Below are 20123 nucleotides of genomic sequence, written 5' to 3'. Positions count from 1 at the left end.
TGGCGTACGTCGTAGTCGCGGTAGCCGTTGACCGAGCGCTCAGGCTCGTGGCGGACGGTGGCCCCAGGTGGCCCAGCGCCAGAGCCATTCGAGGGGGCCCTGACGGTGGCGGCGCAGCCAGAGGGCGGAGAACAGCCACTGGGCCGCCAGGATGACGCCCGCCGTCCAGTACGCCGCCGTCAAGGACTCGCCGATCGGCAGGCCGAGGACGCGGGCGGCCGCCAGGACGAGGAGGGTCGCGCCCAGGTAGTGGGTCAGCGCCATCCGACCCAGTGGCGCGAGCACGAACCGCAGCGCCGGTCGCAGCGGCGTCCTGAGCAGGACCAGCAGGCCGCACACGTACACGCCGACGAGCAGCAGGTCGGCGAGGCTGGACATCGAGGTCAGGTACGTCGTGGCGCCGACGGCCCGCATGCTGTCCCGCACCCACAGAACGGCGGCCAGGCCCATGGCGAAGGCCAGACCCACCAGGATCGGCCCTCGGGTGGACCGCTCGATCTTCTCGATCACCTTGTAGCGGACCAGTGCCGAGCCCAGCAGGAACAGCCCGGCGATCAGCAGCGGCCCTCCACCGCCGAGGACGAGCGCCGCCGGGATCAGCACGGCGGCGAGGCCCGCCGTGGCCCAGCGAGGCAGCCAGGTCGAGGGCAGCAGCACCAGCATGCCGACGACGGCGTAGTCGGCCAGGATCTCGCCCGGCCACAGCAGCATGTGCAGGAGGCCGATCACGAGCAGCGCCGCGAGCCGGCGCAGCAGCACCACCCGGGGACGGGCGACGCGGCCCGCGGCGGAGTCCAGCAGCAGCGCGAACCCGATGCCGAACAGCAGGGAGAAGATCGGCAGCCCGAGCCACGGGTCCCAGTCGCCCATGGGCTGCACCGCGACGGCGGAGCCGCCGGTGGCCATGAGCTGGACGTTGGCGAGCAGGATCTCGCACAACGCGAACCCGCGAAGCACGTCGAGCGCGACGATGCGGGGCCGTCCTGAGCCGGGCGCGTGGTGCGGGGGACGCTGAGGAGGCGAGGCCCTGGGGAGATCTTCGGATGACATGGGTCCTCATCCTGCAAGGCCGCCAGATGCCCCGGCACCGACCGAAAGCAGGGTTCCTGTCCCTACTTTCGGCCACATCAAGGGTCACCGCGTCCGCGTGTTCACCTGGCGGAACCGCCATCGGGCTGGATCATGTCCCCGGGACCGGCATGCCCGTTCCGGCCTCCAGGACCGGGCGTCCGTTCAGTGGGCGGCTGAGTCGTACGGTCCCGCCCGGCTCTTCCGTGTCATGTCACGTGGACCACGTCCGACCGCCGCTCAGAGCAGTCGAGCGGGGCGGCGTCTACCCTTCGTGACGCATGAACCGCCTGATGAGGGCGACCCCCGCGAACCAGAAGACCACGTAGACCGCGAGGCGCATCGTCACGTACTCGGCCGTGATCTGCCCCGAGTCCTCCATGACGTCGACGGCGACGTTGAGCAGTGCAGGACCGAAGACGAAACCGCTCCAGCCGAGTACCACGATGCGCCGGTCGGTGAACCACTTCATGCGCTCTCCAGGGGTTCGGATCACCCCCATGATCGCGTACGGCCCAGGCGCCGGGCCAGTTCTCAGACCGAGGACGGCACGGGCTCAGGGAGGTGACCGCCCGCGGGGCGGCGGGTGATGGCGTTCAGGCGGTTGACGGTGTTCATCAGGGCGACGAGGGAGACCAGGGCGGCGAGCTGGTCCTCGTCGTAGTGCTCGGCGGCCTGGGCCCAGGTCTCGTCGGTGACACCAGGGGCGCCGTCGGCGATGCGGGTGCCCTCTTCGGCCAGGCGCAGGGCGGCGCGCTCTGCCTCGGTGAAGATCGTCGCCTCCCGCCAGACGGCGACCATGTGCAGGCGTTCGGGCTTCTCGCCCGCTTGGACGGCGTTCCTGGTGTGGATGTCGACGCAGACGGCGCAGCCGTTGATCTGGCTGATGCGCAGCGCCACGAGCTCCTGGGTGCTCTGCGGCAGGCCGCTCTCGTGCAGGATCTTGCCGGCGGACATGAGGTGCTTCACGAGCTTGCCGGTGGTGGGCTGGCTCATGACGTCGAGACGGGCTTCCATGATGTGCTCCTTGGCGTGGTCAGCAGTCACCTCTAAGACGAGAGCCGACCTCCCCCTGTGACACCTCCGTCATGCCGCCTCGTCCTTGGGGGCCGGGGCGAGGCGGAGGTGGCGGGGGTTCGTTTCTTCGTCGGGGAAGACCCACTTGCGGAACGCCCAGAAGCGGAAGATCATCGCGACCAGGGTGCCGATGAGCTGGGCGCTGGTGAAGTCGGCGATCTCCTGCGTGAGCAGGGTGACGTGCGGGGTCTCCAGGAGGAGGACGTACCTGGAGATCCACAGCGGCACCGAGCTGAGCACCAGACCGACGCCGCTGACCAGGAAGAACAGCGCCGCCTCGTGATGGCGCTCGCGGCCGCCCCGCGTGCGGAACGACCATTCGCGGTTGAGGACGTACGACACGATGGTGGCCACCAGCACGGCGATGACCTTGGCGGTCACCGGCTTGGGCTCCAGGACGGTCAGTTTCAGGCCGTAGAAGACCGCGTTGTCCACCAGGAACGCCGCCCCGCCCACCACCGCGAACTTCAGCATCTCGCGGTATCTCCACACCAGGCCGTGCAGGAACTTCGGCAATATGGCGAATGCGGCTCTTTCGACGCGCCCCGATCTGCTCATGAGGCAGTCATCCTAGACCCGCCACCCCGGAGCTCGCGGCGGATCAGACGCGGATAAGACGGGGATCAGACGGCGAAGAGCAGGGCGGCGCTGATCAGCATGATGACCGCGGTGGCGAAGTGGACGCCGAAGGCCGTGGCCTTGGTGCCGCCGTTGCGCAGCACGATGAGGGTGTCGCCGAGTGGCGCCGCGGTGGCGACCAGCATGAACCAGGCTTCGGCGTGGGCGCCGGCGAAGGCCAGCAGGGCCAGGCCGACCAGTCCGTACGTGCCGTCGCGCACGCCCTTGATCGTCAGGTACGCGCGGTCGGTCGTGGCGGGCACGCCGTAACCGGTGGCGGCCGCGTACGGCTGGAACAGGAAACGGACCCCGATGAGCAGGCAGAGCGCGTTGATGAGGATGGCGAGGCCGTAGGCGACAACGGTGAGCATGGCGTGACTCCCAAAACTAGCAGCGCTAGGAACAAACACGACGCTAGCAGAGCGACGGCAATACTTCTAGCGGTGCTAGATTCGATGTCATGTCGATCCAGAGTCGTAAGGAACGCGAACGCGCCGAGCGGGAGAAGCTGATCATCGCCGCCGCGCGCGAGCTGGCCGAGACCGAAGGCTGGGAGGCGGTCACCACGCGACGGCTGGCCGAGGAGGTCGAATACAGCCAGCCCGTCCTCTACAGCCACTTCAAGGGCAAAGACGCCATCGTCACCGCCGTCGCCCTCGAAGGCATCACCGACCTGGCCGCCGAGCTACGTGCCGCCCGCACCACCGCCCACGACCCCGCCGCCGCACTCGCCGGGCTCAGCACCGCGTACGTGGCCTTCGCCGAGCAGCGGCCCGCCCTCTACGAGGCCATGTTCAGCCGCCGCGTCGACCTGCCCTTCGCCACCCCGGAGGCCCCGCCGGCGCTGAAGGAGGCGTTCGGCGAGTTCGTCGCGGCCGTACGCCCCTACGCCCACGACACCGCCCCCGAGATGCTGGCCGAGATCCTCTGGGCCGCCCTGCACGGCCAGGTCACGCTGATGCGCGGTGGCCGCATCCCCCGCGAGGTCCAGGAGCACAGGCTGGCGGTCCTCCTGGCCAGGTTCACCCAGGAGCCGGCGGGCTCCGGGCGGGCGGGGTGAGGGTGCGCGCGGCCTCACCGTCCCTTCCGCCATGGTGATCGTCCGCCGGGTTCCTAACCTCCGATCCCTTTTGTGGCGTACGCCACCGGCTGCGGATGTCACGCGGCCGGCGGAGCAGGCGTCTTGTGTACGAAGCGGCGCCGAGCAGGCAGAAGCTGACCCACGTCGCCTCCAAGACGACGCCCACCCTCCGACAGCCCCCGCCAGGGAAGGAACACCCATGACCGCGCAGACGACGACCGCGACGACCGGCGGCCGCACCTTCATGAGGATCGCGGTCGCCGTACAGACGGTGGCCATCTTCTTCCAGGCGATCACCGCCGGCGTGCTGCTGGCCTCGTCGCACGGATCGGAGCTGCACCACATCGGCTCGTACGTGGCGTACGGCACGACCGTGCTGTACCTGCTCGCCGCCGTCCTGGCCTGGCGCCCCGGCGGCGGCGGCCCCCGCCCCATCCTGTACGCCGCCGGCTTCCTCGTCCTGGCCTCGGCGCAGGTGGCGTCGGGCATCGCGGGCCTGACCCCGCTCCACGTCCCCTTGGGCGTCCTGATGTTCGCCCTCAGCACCCTGGCCCTGGCCCGCCTGTTTCCCGTCCCGCGGTGAGTCAGGCCGCCTCGACGCCGATGTGGGTGCGGTGGTGGTGAGGAGTGTCGATCTCGTCCAGGAGGGCGACGGCCAGGTCGGCGTAGGAGATGCGGCCGGCCAGGTCGGCGGCCTTGATCGAGTGGCGGCCGGTTCGGGGGCGGTGGGGTCGAAGTCGCCGGCCGGGCTGACGATCAGCCAGTCCAGCTCCGAGGCGCGCAACCCGGCCGCCATCGCGGCGTGGCCCAGGCAGAGGGGGCGGTACTCCGGTGGGAAGCCCGGGGCGTCCATCAGGCGGGTTCCGCCTGCGGTCCGCAGGGTGGCCGCCAGCCCCACGACGATCAGGCGAGACACGCCTGAGCGGCTCAAGCCGTCGATGAGAGCCTTGGCGGCGGCTGGGAAGAACGTCTCGGGTGGGGTGGCGTAGGCGGACATGATGACGGCGTCGTGGCCGGTGGTGACCGCTGGATCCGGAGATGTTCGACCCGGTCTGTCCCTCTGAGCTGATGCCGATCCGCATAGGGGACAAATGGGGCGGGATGATCATTCAGTGCCTTGAGGGAGGTCCGCGGCGGCTCTCCGAGCTGATGGTCCCGCTGCGGACCGTCACCCCCAAGGTCCTCACGAAGTCGCTCCGCGCGCCCTCGTGATCAGGTCAGGTGCGCCCTGAGGGCGGCGGCGCCGGACTCTTCGAGCCAGTCGGTGAAGGTGCGCAGGCCGGGGTGGATGACGCGCAGCGCCTCGATGTCGGCGTGCCAGCGCCGGCCGGCCTCCCAGCTCTTCTTGATCCCGCCGATCTCCGGGCTGAGCGCGGTGGCTTCGGCGTCGGTGAGCTGTTCGTAGCGGACCGGGATGCCGGTGGCCGCGCTGATCGCGGCGGCGGCCTCGACCGGGGTCGGCTGGTCGCCGGCCAGTTCCAGGGTGCGGCCGGCGTAGCGGGCCGGGTCGGCGAAGGCGAGGACGGCGAACTCGGCGATGTCCTCCAGCGCGATGACCTGCATGGGCTCGTGGGGCGGGAAGATGTGGCGGTGGACGCCGTCGCGGATGCCGTCGATCCAGGTCATGACCGTGGCGAGGTAGTTGGTCATGAACCTGACCGGTCGCAGCACCGTGGGGAGCGCGATGTGGTCGCGCAGATAGTCCTCGATCTGCGGCTTGCCTCCCCAGCCGGGCGATCCGTCCGGGACGTTCGCCGAGGCGACGGTGCTGAAGACGACCTGCTCGACCCCGGCCGCCGTGGCGGCGTCGCGCCGCCCTGCTTGCCCGTGGCGCCGGTGACGAGGATCGGGGATTCGGAGGTGGTCATGGTGTCCTTCCCGGAGAGATGATGGATCCGGAATGCTTCCTCCGTTCGGCCCCGCCGACAAGGATTTCGTGACATGGCAGCAGCGCGCGCCGACGCACGGCGCAACCGGGAGACGGTGCTCCGTACGGCGATGTGCGTGTTCGCCGAGGAAGGGCTCGGGGTGTCGCTCGGCAGGATCGCCCAGCGGGCCGGGGTCGGCGCGGGGACCGTCTACCGGCACTTCCCGAGCAAGGACATCCTGGTCGAGGCCGTGCTGGCCGAGCATCTCGAAAGCCTGGTGGGCGCCGCCGACCGGTGGGCCGCGCGGGCCGTACCGGGTGAGGCGCTGTTCGGGTTCCTGCTGGAGGTGATCGACACGTCGGCGGGCCGCCTGCCCGTCTGCGAGGCGATCACCACCGACGGAAGCTGGCCGCGCGCGGTGCTCGGGGCGGCGGAGCAGCGCTTCCACGGCGCGCTCGAACGGCTGCTCCGGGACGCGCAGCAGGCCGGGGCGGTCCGCGCCGACGTGCGGGTCGACGATCTGTCGGCGCTGCTCGCGGGAGGGGTCGCCATGCGTTCCACGCATCGGGACCAGACGCGGGGCTCCCGGCTCGTACGGCTCACGCTGGACGCGTTACGCACCCCACCTGTCACGAAAGCCTTCCGTGACAGGCCTGGGAAGCCACGTCACGAAACCACCGCCCCGAGGCACTGCGCGGAGTGCGGTGCCCGGCTGCCCGTCCGCCCCACCGGCCGGCCGCCCCGTTACTGCGGCCCCACCTGCCGCCAGCGCGCCCACCGACGCAGCCGGTGAGCAGCCCGGATGTCACAAAGGGGCGGGCGGGGCCGTCTTGTGCGTGTGACGCGCGGAGCCGCAGGCGCTCGACCCGCTCATGGACGGGCCGGCCTTCCAGCTGACGAATCCGGACGACTACACGATCGAGGACGAGGTGACCGTCGAGGTCAGCATCACCTCCGCGCTTCGGCCGGCGGGCCGGATCACCGGGCGGGAGATCGACGCGACGTGGCTGGGCAGGGTGCACAGCCGCTACTCGCTGCCGGGCACCGAGGCCGCCGGCTGAGGTCAGGCTTTGGCGATGCCCCAGATGGGCTGGCCGGGGTCCGGGGGTGGGAGTTCTGAGAGGATTTCGGCGACGCTGTTCCAGTCGCCGACCTCCACGTTGTCGGTCATCAGGCGCAGGCGATCGGCGATCTCGTGGTGGGCCTCCATGAGGACCTCGATGCCGGCGGCCAGCTGGCCGGCGACCGCCTCGTAGCCGCTGCCCCCGCCCTGGCCCTTGAAGAAGGTGACGCCCTCGGCGGTGCCGCCCCAGAAGTCGCCGATGGCGTTGAGCTCCTCGGCAACCGCCGCGACGAACGTGGCCAGCTCGGTGCCCTCGACGTCGAACGCGATCGCCGCCGAGCGGATGCGTGACTTGCCGATCTCCACGGAACTCAGCCTCCCGCTGGTTTGTGGGCCATGGTGAAGTACAGGAGCACCCGGCCCAGGGTCTCCTTCCAGGTGGGGAGCAGTTCCTCGCCGCGCTGCCCGTTCATGGCGTCGTACGAGGGCCCGTACGCGATGGACCCGCCGGCCAGGCGGCTGAGGAAGTATTGGACGTCCGCGTTCGAGGTGACCTTCTTGGCCAGGGGCGCGGCGGCGTCGAAGACGCCGTAGAAGGCGACCGAGGCGGCGAACTCCTTGAGCGCCTGGGTGGCGTTGTCCTCGAGCGAGCCGACGTCCTCGCCGCGCGCGGCCTTGACGCCGGCCACCGCCGCCACGTCGCCGACAGCGAAGAAGACGCTGCCGATCGTGTACTCGGTCAGCTTGGCCAGCACGATCTTGGCCATGCCGTGTTGCAGCAGCTTCGCGAGCAGCCCGGCCTGCGCCCGGCGGATGAGGATCTGGGTGATCTGGTACGCCGCCCCGGCCTGCCAGGGGAAGGTGGAGATGAAGACGAAGCTGGCGAAGTTCGCCATGGCCAGGGTCCAGTAGGCGTGCCTGGCCGCCTCGACCGCGTCGGCGAACTCGTTGCAGGCCGCGCTGGTGTCGCGGCACCGCTGGGCGAGCTTGGCGGCGTACCCGTTCTCCTCCGGCTCGGGGTAGAGCCCCTCGGTCATGGCCCGCTTGAACTGGTCCACCCCGGCCCCGTGGTTGGTGCGCCACACGGAGGCGGCGGCGGGGTAGGTGTGCGACGGGCTCTTCTCGATGCGCTCGGCCAGGCGCGCGTAGACGCCGGCGGCCTGGCGCGCCCGGTCGGGGTCGCCCTCGGGGTAGTCGACGGCGAGCATCTGGAAGACGAAGCCGGCGATGCCGAGGGTGCCGAACGTGTAGACGCCCGCGCGACCGTAAGGAAGGTTCAACGGCGGCGCGTCCCGTCGGCGCGGTCGCCGTCGAGCAGCGTGCCGGCGATGAACGGCGTCACCAGGTCCTGCGCCTCCTGCTCCGCCTGGCGGCCGGCCCGTCCCGCGGCCTCCATGATGGCCGCCGCGAGCTGTTGCGAGCCGAGCCGCATGGCGCGCGGGTCGATGGTGATCCCGGCGAGCGTCCCTGCCTGTGTCACCTCCACCACGACCCGGCCGTCGGCGGCCTCGCCCCGGCCCTTGACCGCGGCGATCCGGTCGCGCAGGCTCTCCAGCTCGGCGAGATCCTGCTGGTAGCCGCGGAGGAGCCGGCCCAGTTCCTCGTCGCCGGTGGTGGTGAACGGATCTGTCGGTGATGTCATCCCGCCTCCTGAATCACCTAGACGATCTTTCACAAGATACGCAAACCGGTCAAATCTCGGTTCGGTCTCCGACGATCTCCAGGGCGATCGCGACCGGGTCGCCTGACGGCTCCGCCGGGTGGTCGGCGTGCCGGTCGGCCCACGCCTGGCCGAAGGCGTTCCAGTCGATCTCGCCCTGGGCGAAGAAGGTCCGCCAGCGCTCCCGGTAGTAGCCGCTCATCAGCCCGGCCCAGTTGCGGTTGGCGTACTCGGTGAGGATGGCGGCGTCAGGCCCGCCCCACACGGTGACGAGCCGCTTGGCGGCGCGCTCGAGGTCGCGCCGCTCCTGCTCGTCGGCGCCCCAGCGGCGGGCGTCGCGCAGCCAGCGGCCGAGCAGGAACTCGGAGCGGGTGGCGAGCAGCCGGTCCTGGACGTCGATCAGCTGCAGGAACCGCTCCTGGACGGCCGGCTCTGTGAGCCGGGGGACGAGCGCGCGACCGCGGTCGTCGAGGACCTGGCGGGTGACATCGACCACATCGTGCCGGTACGTGTCGCGCTCACGCAGCCGGGGCGCCGCCTTGAGCAGCAGCCGCCAGGCGGCCTCCACCTGCGCGGGGTCGTAGTGCAGCCGCCGGGGGCCGACGGCCGACGCCTGGTCGGCGGTGAACGAAGGGGTGGCGGCGAAAACGCTGTCGGTGGCCGCGTAGACGTGGAAGTCGGCCAGCTTCTCGGCGAACTCCTCGTCCCCCTCGGGCATGGACGTCTCCCCGCCCCACGTCGCGTACGCCGACGCGCGCAGCAGCCGCCACGCCTCCAGCGCGTCGGGGTCGGCGGCGCCGTAGCGGGCGTGCACCCAGTCCGCCAGCCAGGCGTCGAGGTCGACGGGCTCGCGGGTCCACGCGAGGTCGGCGAACAGGTCCCAGACCACGGGGTTGGTCTGCACGCCCTCGGCCATGTTCGTCAGCCCGGTCAGCTCGCCCGAGGCGAGCGGTCCGGCCAGCGCGGCGGGGGCGGCGGCGATGTCGGGCAGTGAGCCGTACAGGCCGTGCCGGCCGCCGTAGTTGGGCAGGATGCCGTACGCCCAGGGCGCGCCCCAGAACCCGCCGGCCCGCCGCCAGGTGTCGCCGGTCAGGTCGAGCACCAGCATCCGGTCCCGGTCGCAGACCTCGAACAGCTCCTCGCGCGGGTTGCCCGCCCACGCCTGGACGACCCACAGGTAGCCGGGGTCGGCGGCGCGCATCGCCCGCTCGACGCCGGAGGCCGCGTCGGCGAGCGAGGTGTCGCCGGTCTTGCCGCCCTCGTGCAGCAGGTCCACCGCCCAGGTGCCGGACTCCCCGAAGCGTTCGCGCTGGCGCCGGTAGAAGGCCGCCGCGACCTGCGCGTAGTGCGGGGTGGAGGTGTCGAGCCAGTCGGGACGTGCCGGGCCGGCGACGTCCATGAACCACCGGCCCTGCGGGACGACGACGGCGCCGGGGTTGCGCTCGGCGAACCCGCCGGGGACGGTGCCGGAGAACCCGGGCAGGATCGGCGTGATGCCCAGCTCCCGCATCCGCGCCAGCACCCGGATCGCCAGCTCGGCGCGCCGCTCGACGAGGCCGCGGGTGGTGCCGCCGCCGAAGCTGTGGATGTTGTTCAGCCACTGCCACGGCTGGTGCGACGGCGGGACGATCCAGGCCAGCAGCTCGCTCTCGGTGTAGCCGAACTCGGCGAACGCCTCCAGCCACACCGCCTCCTGCCCGAGCGTGAGGTGCGCGGCGTTGACGCCGGACGCGGCGAGCAGGTCGAGCTCGCGCTGCCAGTCGTCCCAGTCGTAGAACGGCGTCGTGTACCCGGCGACGGTGAGGTTGTAGGCCACCCGGTAGCGGTACGGCGAGGCCGCCGACAGCGGTTCGGCGGGCGGCGGCGCGTGCTCGGGGAGGTGGTCGCCCCAGCGCGAGACCGTCCCGCGCGCCACGTGCCGCAGGTAGTGGGCGAACCCGCTGAGCACCGCCACGGGCCCGGTGCCGGCCAGCACCGTACGGCCCTCCTCGCCGGCGCGGATCTCGAACCGGTCGCCGTCACCGGGCAGCGCCCGCACCTCGAAGGCGAGCGGTCCCGCGAGCCTGCGCAGCGCCTCCTGGGCGACGGGCACCCATGCGGGCGTGGTCATAGAACCTCCAGAAATGTCTCAACGGGACTTTTCATAGTGTGATACGAAATTTCCCGCCAAGCCTACTGTCCCAGTGAGACACTTTTGCCCTACGGTAAGGGCCATGACCAGCCCAGGACTCCGCGAGCGCAAGAAAGCCGGCACCCGCCGCGCCCTGATCGAGGCCGCCCTGACCCTGTTCGAACGGCAGGGCTTCGACGGCACGACGGTCCAGCAGATCGCCGACGAGGTGCAGGTGGCACGGCGGACCTTCAACCGCTACTTCACCTCGAAGGAGGACGTCGTCCTCGCCCACGAGGACCAGGTCATGGAGGACCTGCTGGCCGCGGTCGGCGACCGCCCGCGCGGCGAGTCGCCGGTCACCGCGCTGCGCGCGGTCTTCCGCACCTGGCTGGCCGACCCCCACTGGGCCCGGCACGAGCTGCCCCGCATGCAGCGCGTCCAGCTCCTGCTCGCCGACAACCCAGCGCTGATGGGCGAGAACATGCGGCGCTTCGCCGTACGCGAGGAGCTGCTCGCCCGCCACCTGGCCGAGCGGTCGGGCGCGGGGCACGGCTTCCACGCCCGGCTGCTGGCCTCGACGGCCTTCGCGGCGCTGCGCATCGCGTTCCAGGAGTGGGCGGCTCAGCCCGACGCCGGCCCCGACTCCTGCGCCCGCCTGGTCGACGAAGCCCTGCGCCGGCTCGACCTCGGGCTGGACCTTCCCCCTCTCATGGAGTAGGCATGACCATCACCTCCAGCCGGGACGCCCACGGCGCCACCGGCCGCCGCCTCGGCGCGCTCCTGGCCGCGATGTTCCTGTTCAACGTGGCCGGTTACGCGGCCATCGCCGCCGCCCTGCAGGTGCTGCTGCCCTCCCAGGTCGAGGCGGCCGACCCGGTGGGCAAGCTGTCGGCGTTCGGGCTGGTGACCGGCGTCAGCGCGATCGCGTCGGTGTGCGTGCCGCCGATCGTGGGCGCTCTGTCCGACCGGACGCGCGGGCGGTGGGGCCGCCGCTCCCCCTGGATACTCGGCGGCGGCCTGGCCACCCTCGCCGCGCTCGTCCTGCTGGGCTGGATGTCCACGGTCGCCGGGCTGCTGATCGGCTGGTTCCTCGTGCAGGGCACGGTGAACGTCGGGCTGAACATCCTCATCGCCGTGGTGGCCGACCAGGTGCCCGAGCGCAGGCGCGGGATGGCCTCCACGGTCGGCGGGCTGGGCGTGCCGGTGGGCTCGCTGGCGGGCACGGCGGTCGGCGCCGCGTTCATCGACTCGGCGCTGCTCGCGTACACGCTGCTCGGGGTGGTGTTCGTCGCGGCGTCGGCGCTGCTCGCGCTGCTCAGCCGCGAGCACGTCACCGTGGCCGTCGCGCCCGGGCGGGTGCCGCTGCGCGCTCAATTGGCCTCCGCGCTGGACAGCCTGCGCGCCCGGGACTACGCGTGGGCGTTCGGCTCGCGCGCGGTGATGTTCCTCGGCTACTTCGCCGTCTCCTCCTTCGGCCTCTACATCCTCAGCGACTACATCGAGCTGCCCGCCGGGCTCGCCCCCCAGGACGCGCTGACGCTGCAGACCACCGTGCAGACGCTCTGCCTCGTCGTCGGGACGATCATCGCGGGCCCGCTGGCCGACCGGCTGAACCGGCACAAGCTGTTCGTGCTCATCTCGTCGTTGATGATCACAGTGTCGGTGGCGCTGCCGGTGCTCGCGCCCGTCTGGCCCGTCCAGCTCGCCACCGCCGTCATCGGCGGCCTCGGCTTCGGCGCCTACCTCTCGGTGGACCAGGCGCTGGTCACGCTGGTGCTGCCGGCGGCCGAGGACAGCGGGCGCGACCTCGGCGTCTTCCACATCGCGCTGAACGCGCCGCAGGTCGTGGCGCCGTTCGGCGGCTCGCTGGTGGTCGCCCACCTCGGCGGCTATCCGGCGCTGTTCGTCACCGGCGGCGTGCTCGCGCTCGTCGGCGCGCTCATGATCCTGCGGGTACGCGGCGTGCGCTGAACCGCCCCTCCGTCACCTGCCGCCGGGCTCGGCGCTGCGCTCCCACATCGACTTCATCTCCGCGAACCCCTGCTCCATGATGCCCACCATGGCCCGCCGGGCGCGCTCCCCGTCGCGGCGCTGGATCGCCTGGGCCACGTCGGTGTGCAGGTGGAGCGCCTGCTCGTCCGGATAGTGCGGCATGAGGTGGTAGTGGTGCCGCCCGGCGAGCACCTCGGCGACGATCAGGTGCAGCTTCTCGAACATCTCGTTGCCCGACGCGGCGAGCACCCGCCGGTGGAACTCGATGTCCAGGTCGAGGAAGCGGGTCTCGTCGCCGGCCTTCCCCGCGGCCCACATCTTGGCCGCGAGCCCCACCAGCTCGCTCGCCTCGTCGTCGCTGACGTGGGTGGCGGCCAGCGCGGCAGCGTACGGCTCGATCGCGGTACGCAGCTCCGTGATCGAGCGCAACTGCGCCATCCGCCCGCCGGAGGCGAGCCGCCAGCGGATCACCTGCGGGTCGAAGACGTTCCACGCCTGGGCCGGCTGGATCATGATGCCGACCCTGCGCCGGGTCTCGATCAGCCCCATGGACGCGAGCACGCGCAACACCTCGCGGATCACCGAGCGGGAGACCTGATAGCGGTCGATCAGGTCGTCGATGCTGAGGACGGAGCCGGCGGGCAGCTCGCCGTTGCAGATGACGGTGCCGAGCCGGTCGAGGACCTGAGCGTGCAGCCCAGCCTCGGCAGGGGCGGGTGGGGTTGGTGCGCCCTTGGGGGAGGACTGAGTCACGAATAAAGCATATCAATTGAAAGACGATACTTGAATAAGTCAGCTTTTTTGTCCTAGCATCCCGGCATTAACCGGATGTTACGGATACGTGGCGCATAGGGGGCGGCGACCATGAAAGAAAGGCGAGATCACGTGCGACATCGGTCGATCATCGGTGCATCTCTGGCCGTGGTGGTGTCCATGACCCTGTCCGCCTGCGGCGGCGGCGACGGCGAGGGCGCCTCCACCACGGTCCGGGTCACGCTGGCCAACCACGTGTGGACCGACAACATCAAGAAGGCGCTGCCCGAGTTCGAGAAGCAAAGCGGCCTCAAGGTCGAGATCACCCAGCTCGGCGAGGACCAGCTGTCCGACCAGTACAACGTCAAGCTCAACGCCGGCTCCGCCGACATCGACGTGATGATGTACCGCCCTCTCCAGGAGGGCAAGCTCTTCGCCAAGAACAAATACCTGGCCGACCTTTCCACCCAGGTCAAGGCCAACGCGAACTGGGACTTCAGCGACTTCCAGGCCGGCCCGGTCGAGGCCACCACGTACGAGGGCAAGCCCGTCGGCGTCCCCATCATCACCGAGCAGGAGGTCCTCTACTACCGCAAGGACCTGCTGGAGAAGGCCGGGCTCGACGCCCCGCCGAAGACCCTCGACGAGCTGAAGGCCGCCGCCGCCAAGATCAAGGAGAGCGAGCCCGACGTCGCCGGGTTCGTCGCGCGCACCGGCAAGTCCGCGGCCGTCACCCAGTTCTCCAGCTTCCTCTACAGCTTCGGCGGCGACTTCGTGGACGCGAACGGCAAGTCCGCGGTCGCCAGCGACGCCGCCAAGCAGGCGTACGCCTTCTACGGCGGCCTGATCAAGGACAGCGGCCCGGCGAACGTCAGCACCGACATGAGCTGGCCCGAGGCGATGGCGATCTTCACCCAGGGCAAGGCCGCCTTCTACACCGAGGCCAACTCGCTCTACCAGAACGCCACCGACCCGGCCAAGTCAAAGGTGTCGGACCAGGTGGGCTTCGCGCCGTTCCCCGCCGGCCCCGCCGGGTCCAAGCCGTACAACATCCCGTCGTGGGCGCTCGGCATCAACGAGAGCTCGGAGAACGCGGCCAACGCCTGGAAGTTCATCGAGTGGGCGACCGGCAAGGAGCAGACGCTCGCCCAGCAGAAGGCCGGCGTCCCCGGCGCCCGCGCGTCCGTGTGGGAGAACCCCGAGGGCACCTCGACGTTCCCCAAGGACCTCGCCGAGGCCATCGCGGCCAGCACCCAGGCCGGGGTCGGTCATGACCGGCCGCTGGTCGTGAAGGTCGCCGAGGCCCGCGAGATCGTCGGCCAGCCCATCGTGGACGCGATCACCGGCAAGGACGCGGCGGCCGCCGCCGACGCCGCCAACACCGCGTTCCAGAAGTTCCTGGACGACGAGGCCAGGTAGCAGCTACCTCGCTTCTTTCTGGAGATTCCGTGGCAACGACCACCACCGAGCCGCCACGCAGCGCGTCCACCCCCACCCCCGCCACGCCGGGGTGGGCGCGCTGGGTGGACGACCACCGCAAATGGCTCTTCGCCGCGCCGGCGATGGCGTTCGTCGCCGCGCTGCTCATCTTCCCGCTGGGCTGGACGATCTTCCTCAGCCTCACCGACGCCGAGGGCTCCGTCCGCGCCGAGAGCGACTTCGTCGGCCTGCGGAACTACCTCGACGTGCTCACCGACACCGAGCGGTTCTGGCCCGCGGTCGGGCGCACGGCCACGTTCACGATCGTGGCGCTGCTGTTCGAGGTGGTCCTGGGGATGGCGATCGCGCTGCTGCTGTGGCGGCCGTTCAAGGGCGAGCGGTGGGTCCGCGTCGCCATCCTGCTGCCGCTCGTCGCCACCCCCGTCGCGGTCGGCATGATGTGGCGGCTCATCTTCGACCCCAACATCGGTCTGGCCAACCAGCTGCTCGGCTGGTTCGGCATCGGGCCGCAGCCCTGGCTGGCCGGCCAGCACAGCGCGCTGCCCACCACGATCCTCATCGATGTGTGGCAGTGGACGCCGATGGTGGTGCTGATCCTGCTCGCCGGGCTCACCTCGCTGTCGGAGGAGCCGCAGGAGGCCGCCCGCATCGACGGCGCGAGCACCTGGCAGCGCTTCAGGCACGTCACGCTCCCGCTGCTGACGCCCACCCTGACGGTCGCGGTCCTGCTGCGCGGCATCGACGCGCTCAAGACCTTCGACATCCTGTACGCCACCAAGGGCCGCGGCGGCGGCTCGTTCCACGAGGTGGAGACGCTCAACGTGTACGCCTACGGCCTCAGCTTCGACTACAACGAGTACGGCGTCTCGTCCACCGTCCTCATCCTCTTCTTCCTGATCATCATCGGGGCGATGTGGGCCCTGACCGCGCGGCGCAAGGAGGCGAAGCGATGAGGACCCGGCCCGCGTACCGGATCTTCCGCGCGACCGCGCTCACCGTCGTGGTGCTCGTGCTGGTCGCGCCGCTGGTCTGGATGGTCGCCGCGTCGCTCAAGACGAACGTCGACATCTACGACCCGGCCAAGGCGCTGTCCTTCTCCCCCACGCTGGACAACTACGGCAAGGTGCTCCAGCAGGCGAACTACGTGGAGTTCATCCTCAACAGCCTGTGGGTGGCCTTCGCCGCCACGGTGGCCTCGCTCATCCTCGGGGTGCCGGCGGCGTACTCGATGAGCCGGTTCAGCATGAAGAAGTCGGCGCTGGTCGTGCTGATGGCGCGGATCATCCCCGGCGTCTCGCTGCTCGTGCCGTGGTTCTACGTCTTCTCCAACCTGCGCATGGTCGGCGGCTTCGGGGTGCTGATCATCAGCCACATGTTCGTGTCGCTGCCGCTCGTGGTCTACATCATGATGGGCTACTTCGACAGCCTGCCGACCGAGCTGGAGGAGGCGGCGCTGGTCGACGGGCTGACCCACGTCGGCGCGTTCCGGCGGATCACGCTGCCCCTGTCGGTGCCGGGCATCGCGACCTCGGGGATCCTGTCGTTCATCTTCTCGTGGAACAACTTCATGTTCGCGCTCGTGCTGTCCGACGCGGACACCAAGACCCTGCCCGTCGCGATCTTCGACTTCGTCGGGTACGCCAGCATCGACTGGGGCGGCCTGATGGCCGCGACCACCGTGGTCACCCTGCCGATCATGGTGATCGCGCTGTTCGTGCAGAAGTACGTGGTGTCCGGTCTCACCGCCGGCGCCACCAAGGGCTGACCCTTCCCAGGCGAACAGGGCGCCACCCTCCCGCACCCCGCCCCGGGCGGTCAGGGCCGGTCAGGGCCGGTCAGGGCCGGTCGAAGAGGCCGCGTTCGAAGGCGGCGGCCACGGCGGCGGCGCGGTCTTTGACGCCCAGCTTGGTGTAGATGTGCAGCAGGTGGCTCTTGACGGTGGCCTCGCTGATGAACAGGCGGGCGGCGGCCTCCCTGTTGGTGCAGCCGCGGGCGATCAGGCCGAGCACCTCCAGCTCGCGGGCGCTCAGGGGATCGGCGGGGGCGCGCACCTGGCCCAGCAACCGGGTGGCCACCGACGGGGACAGCACCGCCTCGCCGCGGGCGGCGGCGCGGACGGCGCGGACGAGCTCGTCGGGCATCGCGTCCTTGAGCAGGTAGCCGGTGGCGCCCGCCTCGATGGCCGGCAGCACGTCGCGATCGGTGTCGTACGTGGTCAGCACCAGCACCCTGGCCGTGCTCCCCCGCTCTGCCAGCATCCGGATCGCGGTGACCCCGTCGGTGCCCGGCATCCGCAGGTCCATGAGGATCACGTCGGGCCGCAGCTCCTCGGCCAGACCGACCGCCTCGGCCCCGTCGCCCGCGACCCCGACCACCTCGAAGCCGGGCTCCCCGGTGAACATGCCGCGCAGCCCGTCCCGCACGATGGGATGGTCGTCGACGACCATCAGCCGGATCACGCTCATCGCGGCTCCATCGCCGGGACGCTGGCGGAGACGGCGGTGCCCCCGCCCGGCTCCGACTCGACCTCCAAGCTGCCGGCCAGCCGGGTGACCCGCTGCCGCATCGACGTCATGCCGAAACCGCCTCCATGGGCCCCGGGGACGAACCCGGCGCCGTCGTCGCGTACGTCCAGAGTGACCACGTCGTCCATGTACGACACGGTGACGCCGACCCGGGAGGCGCGGGCGTGCTTGGCCACGTTCGCCAGGGCCTCCTGGCAGACCCGCAGCAGGGTCACCTCCACCTCGGGGTGCAGCGGCCGGGCCGTTCCCGTCGTCGCGAACGCGGCCGGCACCCCGTGCAGGCCCTCCCACCGCCGCACCACCTCGGACAGCGCCTCGGGCAGCCGGGCGGTCTCCAGCTCGGCCGGCCCCACCGCGTGCACGGACCTGCGGGCCTCGGCCAGGCCGTCCCTGGCCAGCTGGGCGGCGTTGTCGAGGTGGCGCTGCCAGGTCTCCGGGTCGTCCTTGGCCTTGGCGGCGGCCTGCACCTGGGTGATGATCCCGGCCAGCCCCTGGGCGAGCGTGTCGTGGATCTCCCTGGCCAGCCGCCGCCGCTCGTCGGTGACGCCGGCCTCGCGGGCCTGGAGGAGGAGCTGGGCCTGCAGCCCGGCGTTCTCCCGCATGGTCTCCTCCAGCTTGGCGTTGGTGGCGGCGAGCTGGTCGACCATCTGCTGCCTGCGTACGCTCTGCTCGTTGATCATGTCACCGAACAGGCTGAACAGGACGACCATCACCACGATGGCGACGATGACCAGCACGTAGGAGGAGATGACGGCCGGGTCGGGGTCGGGCAGCCCGCCGAAGTAGCCGGTGACGGCCGCAGCCGCCGTGGCCGTCACGCCCGCGATCCGCCAGCGGCCGGACAGCAGCCGCCAGGAGTCCAGGTAGCCGATGAAGGCGAAGAAGCCGGCGAACCACGTGCTGAGCAGGCCGAGCGCGGCGATGAGCGCGACCAGGCCGGCGACGTAGACCGCGGCTCTCCTGGCGGTGCGGGCCGGGCGCAGCGCCACCATCCACCCGGCCGCGAGCACGCTCAGCACGACGGCGGCGATCCGCTGCCCCGGCGTGAGGTCGCCGGTGAGCAGCGCGAGCCCGGCCGAGACGACCAGCAGCACGTACGGGATCGCGGCCAGGCCGGCGTTGACCCGTGTGTGGGCGGTGTCGCTCACGTGTGTCTCACTCCCAGCGGAAGAACCGGGCCGCGACCCCACCGATGACCACCGCATATGCCGCCATTATGGCAAGAAGGAGTGGTTGTGTCGCCGCCCCGCTCCAGGCATCGTGCACGGCCTGCCGGAAGAGCCCCAGCGGCGTGAACCGCCCGATCGTGGCGAGCAGCTCGGGCATGGCGTCCACGGGCTGCATCACGCCGCCGAGGAAGGCCAGCGGGAAGTAGAGCAGCACGCCGATGCCGTTCGCGGCCCGCCCGCTGGTGGCCGTCGCCGCGATGAGCAGGCCGACCGCGACGATCGCCGCGGTGCCGAGCAGGAACGCGGCCACCAGCGACGCCACCCGCGCGGGCGCCGCCGCCTGGAAGACCGTCACCGAGACGGCGACGAGCAGCGCCGACGACACCACCGCGAAGACGAGCTGGAGGATCAGCTGCACGCCCAGCAGCGCACCGGGGCTGACCGGCGTCGTGGAGAACCGGCGCAGGATGCCCCGCTCCCGGTAGGTCGCCAGCGTCGTGGGCACCATGTAGAGCCCCACCAGCCCCACCGCGACCGTCATCGAGAGCGCGGGCAGCATGGTGTCGCCCGGCGCCACCCCGCTGCTGAAGACGATGAGGATGAACAGCGGGATCACCATGCTGAAGATCGCGCCGGGGTCGCGCAGCAGCAGCTTGGTCTCGACGCCCGTGAGTTTCCCGAAGCCGGTCACGCGTCCTCCTTGGCGTCGAAGGCCCGTCCCGTCAGGGCGACGAACGCGTCGTCGAGAGTGTGCTGCTCGATGCGCAGCTCGGCCACCGGCACCTGGTGACGCGCCAGCGCGGACGTCACCGCGACCGCGAAGTCCCCCCGTCCCGCCACGATGACCTGCTCCCCCGAGCGGGTCACCGACGCCACCCCCGGCAGCCGCGTCAGCAGCGCGTCGTCGAACGGCGCCAGCGGCCTGAACCGCATGTGCTGGTCGGCGTCCACGTTGGAGATGAGGTTCGCCGGGCTGTCGAGGGCGACGATGCGGCCCCTGTCGAACACCGCGACCCGGTCGCACAGCTCCTCCACCTCGTCCATGAAGTGGCTGACCAGCACGACCGTCACGCCCGCCGCGCGGACCCGCTTGATCAGCTCCCACGTGGACCGCCTGGCGGCCGGGTCGAGGCCCGTGGTCAGCTCGTCGAGGAAGGCCACCTTCGGGTCGCCCACCAGCGCCAGCGCGATGAACAGCCGCTGCTTCTGCCCGCCCGACAGCGAGCCGAACTTCGCCTGCCGCTTGTCGGCCAGCCCCCACTCCTCCAGCAGCGCCCGCCAGTCCTTGGGCGTGCGGTAGAAGGAGGCGAACAGGTCGAGCGCCTCCCCCACCTTGATGTTCTCGGGCAGGAGTGACTGCTGCAGCTGTACGCCGACCAGGTGGCTCAGCTCTTTCCGGTCCTTGACCGGGTCGAGCCCGAGCACCCTGATCGAGCCTGCGTCGGGCCGCCGCAGCCCCTCCACGCACTCCACGGTCGTCGTCTTCCCGGCCCCGTTGGGGCCGAGGATGCCGAAGATCTCACCCTCGGCCACGGAGAACGACACCTCGTTCACCACTGGCAGCCCGCCGTACCGCTTGACGAGCGCGTTCACCTCGATCACCGTCATGCGTTCATGGTGGCGGGGAACACCCTTCGCCCGAATCGCCCAGCCGGCCACGACCCGGCGCGGATCCGGCTGACCGACAAATCAACCG

25 protein-coding genes and 1 pseudogene are annotated in these 20123 nt (G+C 70.9%); 10 read left to right on the top strand and 16 right to left on the bottom strand.

Features of this window, described 5'->3' with window-relative positions; genetic code table 11:
- Nucleotides 1-39: 39 nt before the first annotated feature.
- The 5 genes from AB0K12_RS16955 to AB0K12_RS16935 form a co-directional block, all read right to left on the bottom strand.
- Nucleotides 40-1050, bottom strand: a complete 1011-nt coding sequence (locus AB0K12_RS16955) for a DUF418 domain-containing protein (RefSeq protein WP_364561299.1) — start codon at nucleotides 1048-1050, stop codon at nucleotides 40-42.
- A 283-nt stretch (nucleotides 1051-1333) separates the two neighbouring features.
- Nucleotides 1334-1540, bottom strand: a complete 207-nt coding sequence (locus AB0K12_RS16950) for a hypothetical protein (RefSeq protein ID WP_364561297.1) — start codon at nucleotides 1538-1540, stop codon at nucleotides 1334-1336.
- A 62-nt stretch (nucleotides 1541-1602) separates the two neighbouring features.
- On the bottom strand, nucleotides 1603-2085 hold the full coding sequence (locus AB0K12_RS16945; protein ID WP_364561295.1) for a carboxymuconolactone decarboxylase family protein: 483 nt from the start codon (nucleotides 2083-2085) through the stop codon (nucleotides 1603-1605).
- 69 nt (nucleotides 2086-2154) lie between these two features.
- Entirely contained in the window at nucleotides 2155-2703 is a 549-nt protein-coding gene (locus tag AB0K12_RS16940) for a GtrA family protein (RefSeq protein ID WP_364561292.1), read from the bottom strand.
- Nucleotides 2704-2768: 65 nt separating this feature from the next.
- Complete coding sequence (locus AB0K12_RS16935) at nucleotides 2769-3134, bottom strand: DUF4267 domain-containing protein (RefSeq protein ID WP_364561289.1); 366 nt, start codon at nucleotides 3132-3134, stop codon at nucleotides 2769-2771.
- An 89-nt stretch (nucleotides 3135-3223) separates the two neighbouring features.
- Between AB0K12_RS16935 and AB0K12_RS16930 the strand changes: the two genes are divergently transcribed.
- Both AB0K12_RS16930 and AB0K12_RS16925 read left to right on the top strand, forming a co-directional pair.
- Nucleotides 3224-3823 (top strand): TetR/AcrR family transcriptional regulator, encoded by a 600-nt coding sequence (locus AB0K12_RS16930; protein WP_364561286.1) that lies wholly within the window; start codon nucleotides 3224-3226, stop codon nucleotides 3821-3823.
- A gap of 220 nt (nucleotides 3824-4043) precedes the next feature.
- Nucleotides 4044-4427 (top strand): hypothetical protein, encoded by a 384-nt coding sequence (locus tag AB0K12_RS16925; protein ID WP_364561283.1) that lies wholly within the window; start codon nucleotides 4044-4046, stop codon nucleotides 4425-4427.
- Between the two features lie 207 nt (nucleotides 4428-4634).
- Here the strand turns inward: AB0K12_RS16925 and AB0K12_RS16920 are convergent.
- A pseudogene (locus tag AB0K12_RS16920) lies at nucleotides 4635-4841 on the bottom strand (NAD-binding protein); the annotation flags it as partial.
- A 41-nt stretch (nucleotides 4842-4882) separates the two neighbouring features.
- Here AB0K12_RS16920 and AB0K12_RS16915 point away from each other — a divergent pair.
- A complete protein-coding gene (locus tag AB0K12_RS16915) occupies nucleotides 4883-5056 on the top strand; it encodes a winged helix-turn-helix transcriptional regulator (protein ID WP_364561280.1) in 174 nt (57 codons plus the stop codon).
- Here AB0K12_RS16915 and AB0K12_RS16910 read toward each other — a convergent pair whose 3' ends face one another.
- Nucleotides 5057-5773 (bottom strand): NmrA family NAD(P)-binding protein, encoded by a 717-nt coding sequence (locus AB0K12_RS16910; RefSeq protein ID WP_364561277.1) that lies wholly within the window; start codon nucleotides 5771-5773, stop codon nucleotides 5057-5059.
- A 12-nt stretch (nucleotides 5774-5785) separates the two neighbouring features.
- On the opposite strand from AB0K12_RS16910, the gene AB0K12_RS16905 reads away from it, so the two are divergent.
- Together AB0K12_RS16905 and AB0K12_RS16900 are read left to right on the top strand one after the other, a co-directional pair.
- Nucleotides 5786-6505 (top strand): helix-turn-helix domain-containing protein, encoded by a 720-nt coding sequence (locus AB0K12_RS16905; RefSeq protein ID WP_364561274.1) that lies wholly within the window; start codon nucleotides 5786-5788, stop codon nucleotides 6503-6505.
- A gap of 79 nt (nucleotides 6506-6584) precedes the next feature.
- Complete coding sequence (locus tag AB0K12_RS16900) at nucleotides 6585-6773, top strand: hypothetical protein (RefSeq protein ID WP_364561271.1); 189 nt, start codon at nucleotides 6585-6587, stop codon at nucleotides 6771-6773.
- A gap of 2 nt (nucleotides 6774-6775) precedes the next feature.
- Here AB0K12_RS16900 and AB0K12_RS16895 read toward each other — a convergent pair whose 3' ends face one another.
- The 4 genes from AB0K12_RS16895 to AB0K12_RS16880 are packed head-to-tail and all read right to left on the bottom strand — an operon-like array spanning nucleotide 6776 to nucleotide 10545.
- Complete coding sequence (locus tag AB0K12_RS16895; protein ID WP_364561269.1) at nucleotides 6776-7141, bottom strand: hypothetical protein; 366 nt, start codon at nucleotides 7139-7141, stop codon at nucleotides 6776-6778.
- Between the two features lie 5 nt (nucleotides 7142-7146).
- Complete coding sequence (locus AB0K12_RS16890; protein ID WP_364561267.1) at nucleotides 7147-8055, bottom strand: hypothetical protein; 909 nt, start codon at nucleotides 8053-8055, stop codon at nucleotides 7147-7149.
- Complete coding sequence (locus AB0K12_RS16885) at nucleotides 8052-8417, bottom strand: YbaB/EbfC family nucleoid-associated protein (RefSeq protein ID WP_364561264.1); 366 nt, start codon at nucleotides 8415-8417, stop codon at nucleotides 8052-8054. Before AB0K12_RS16885 ends, AB0K12_RS16890 begins: the two co-directional genes overlap by 4 nt.
- Before the next feature lie 49 nt (nucleotides 8418-8466).
- Nucleotides 8467-10545, bottom strand: a complete 2079-nt coding sequence (locus AB0K12_RS16880; protein ID WP_364561260.1) for an alpha-N-acetylglucosaminidase TIM-barrel domain-containing protein — start codon at nucleotides 10543-10545, stop codon at nucleotides 8467-8469.
- 103 nt (nucleotides 10546-10648) lie between these two features.
- On the opposite strand from AB0K12_RS16880, the gene AB0K12_RS16875 reads away from it, so the two are divergent.
- Nucleotides 10649-11266, top strand: a complete 618-nt coding sequence (locus tag AB0K12_RS16875) for a TetR family transcriptional regulator (RefSeq protein ID WP_345391804.1) — start codon at nucleotides 10649-10651, stop codon at nucleotides 11264-11266.
- Between the two features lie 2 nt (nucleotides 11267-11268).
- Nucleotides 11269-12519 (top strand): MFS transporter, encoded by a 1251-nt coding sequence (locus tag AB0K12_RS16870; RefSeq protein ID WP_364561256.1) that lies wholly within the window; start codon nucleotides 11269-11271, stop codon nucleotides 12517-12519.
- A 12-nt stretch (nucleotides 12520-12531) separates the two neighbouring features.
- Here the strand turns inward: AB0K12_RS16870 and AB0K12_RS16865 are convergent, their stop codons facing one another.
- Nucleotides 12532-13293 (bottom strand): FadR/GntR family transcriptional regulator, encoded by a 762-nt coding sequence (locus AB0K12_RS16865; protein WP_364561253.1) that lies wholly within the window; start codon nucleotides 13291-13293, stop codon nucleotides 12532-12534.
- Between the two features lie 132 nt (nucleotides 13294-13425).
- On the opposite strand from AB0K12_RS16865, the gene AB0K12_RS16860 reads away from it, so the two are divergent.
- The 3 genes from AB0K12_RS16860 to AB0K12_RS16850 are packed head-to-tail and all read left to right on the top strand — an operon-like array spanning nucleotide 13426 to nucleotide 16498.
- Nucleotides 13426-14712, top strand: a complete 1287-nt coding sequence (locus tag AB0K12_RS16860) for a sugar ABC transporter substrate-binding protein (RefSeq protein ID WP_364561249.1) — start codon at nucleotides 13426-13428, stop codon at nucleotides 14710-14712.
- 29 nt (nucleotides 14713-14741) lie between these two features.
- Nucleotides 14742-15686, top strand: a complete 945-nt coding sequence (locus tag AB0K12_RS16855; protein WP_364561246.1) for a sugar ABC transporter permease — start codon at nucleotides 14742-14744, stop codon at nucleotides 15684-15686.
- Nucleotides 15683-16498 (top strand): carbohydrate ABC transporter permease, encoded by an 816-nt coding sequence (locus AB0K12_RS16850; protein WP_364561243.1) that lies wholly within the window; start codon nucleotides 15683-15685, stop codon nucleotides 16496-16498. Before AB0K12_RS16855 ends, AB0K12_RS16850 begins: the two co-directional genes overlap by 4 nt.
- 70 nt (nucleotides 16499-16568) lie before the next feature.
- Here AB0K12_RS16850 and AB0K12_RS16845 read toward each other — a convergent pair whose 3' ends face one another.
- From AB0K12_RS16845 to AB0K12_RS16830, 4 genes are read right to left on the bottom strand one after another with little or no spacing between them, the layout of a single operon-like run.
- Complete coding sequence (locus AB0K12_RS16845; protein WP_364561241.1) at nucleotides 16569-17198, bottom strand: response regulator transcription factor; 630 nt, start codon at nucleotides 17196-17198, stop codon at nucleotides 16569-16571.
- Nucleotides 17195-18406, bottom strand: a complete 1212-nt coding sequence (locus tag AB0K12_RS16840) for a sensor histidine kinase (protein ID WP_364561239.1) — start codon at nucleotides 18404-18406, stop codon at nucleotides 17195-17197. The genes AB0K12_RS16845 and AB0K12_RS16840 overlap by 4 nt, the downstream gene beginning before the upstream one ends.
- Nucleotides 18407-18413: 7 nt before the next feature.
- Nucleotides 18414-19118 (bottom strand): ABC transporter permease, encoded by a 705-nt coding sequence (locus AB0K12_RS16835; RefSeq protein ID WP_364561235.1) that lies wholly within the window; start codon nucleotides 19116-19118, stop codon nucleotides 18414-18416.
- Entirely contained in the window at nucleotides 19115-20035 is a 921-nt protein-coding gene (locus AB0K12_RS16830) for an ABC transporter ATP-binding protein (RefSeq protein WP_364561231.1), read from the bottom strand. Before AB0K12_RS16830 ends, AB0K12_RS16835 begins: the two co-directional genes overlap by 4 nt.
- Nucleotides 20036-20123 lie beyond the last annotated feature (88 nt).

Origin of the sequence: Nonomuraea sp. NPDC049419 (genome assembly GCF_040676995.1) — a bacterium.
Lineage (GTDB): Bacteria > Actinomycetota > Actinomycetes > Streptosporangiales > Streptosporangiaceae > Nonomuraea > Nonomuraea salmonea.
This window is presented reverse-complemented; position numbering and strand designations above follow the sequence as displayed.

Coding starts and splice junctions, on each gene's coding strand:
- AB0K12_RS16850 (WP_364561243.1), top strand. CDS start 15,683: ATGAGGACCCGGCCCGCGTACCGGATCTTCCGCGCGACCGCGCTCACC.
- AB0K12_RS16915 (WP_364561280.1), top strand. CDS start 4,883: ATGTTCGACCCGGTCTGTCCCTCTGAGCTGATGCCGATCCGCATAGGG.
- AB0K12_RS16870 (WP_364561256.1), top strand. CDS start 11,269: ATGACCATCACCTCCAGCCGGGACGCCCACGGCGCCACCGGCCGCCGC.
- AB0K12_RS16900 (WP_364561271.1), top strand. CDS start 6,585: ATGGACGGGCCGGCCTTCCAGCTGACGAATCCGGACGACTACACGATC.
- AB0K12_RS16830 (WP_364561231.1), bottom strand. CDS start 20,035: ATGACGGTGATCGAGGTGAACGCGCTCGTCAAGCGGTACGGCGGGCTG.
- AB0K12_RS16930 (WP_364561286.1), top strand. CDS start 3,224: ATGTCGATCCAGAGTCGTAAGGAACGCGAACGCGCCGAGCGGGAGAAG.
- AB0K12_RS16925 (WP_364561283.1), top strand. CDS start 4,044: ATGACCGCGCAGACGACGACCGCGACGACCGGCGGCCGCACCTTCATG.
- AB0K12_RS16845 (WP_364561241.1), bottom strand. CDS start 17,198: ATGAGCGTGATCCGGCTGATGGTCGTCGACGACCATCCCATCGTGCGG.
- AB0K12_RS16935 (WP_364561289.1), bottom strand. CDS start 3,134: ATGCTCACCGTTGTCGCCTACGGCCTCGCCATCCTCATCAACGCGCTC.
- AB0K12_RS16905 (WP_364561274.1), top strand. CDS start 5,786: ATGGCAGCAGCGCGCGCCGACGCACGGCGCAACCGGGAGACGGTGCTC.
- AB0K12_RS16885 (WP_364561264.1), bottom strand. CDS start 8,417: ATGACATCACCGACAGATCCGTTCACCACCACCGGCGACGAGGAACTG.
- AB0K12_RS16875 (WP_345391804.1), top strand. CDS start 10,649: ATGACCAGCCCAGGACTCCGCGAGCGCAAGAAAGCCGGCACCCGCCGC.
- AB0K12_RS16950 (WP_364561297.1), bottom strand. CDS start 1,540: ATGAAGTGGTTCACCGACCGGCGCATCGTGGTACTCGGCTGGAGCGGT.
- AB0K12_RS16940 (WP_364561292.1), bottom strand. CDS start 2,703: ATGAGCAGATCGGGGCGCGTCGAAAGAGCCGCATTCGCCATATTGCCG.
- AB0K12_RS16880 (WP_364561260.1), bottom strand. CDS start 10,545: ATGACCACGCCCGCATGGGTGCCCGTCGCCCAGGAGGCGCTGCGCAGG.
- AB0K12_RS16955 (WP_364561299.1), bottom strand. CDS start 1,050: ATGTCATCCGAAGATCTCCCCAGGGCCTCGCCTCCTCAGCGTCCCCCG.
- AB0K12_RS16945 (WP_364561295.1), bottom strand. CDS start 2,085: ATGGAAGCCCGTCTCGACGTCATGAGCCAGCCCACCACCGGCAAGCTC.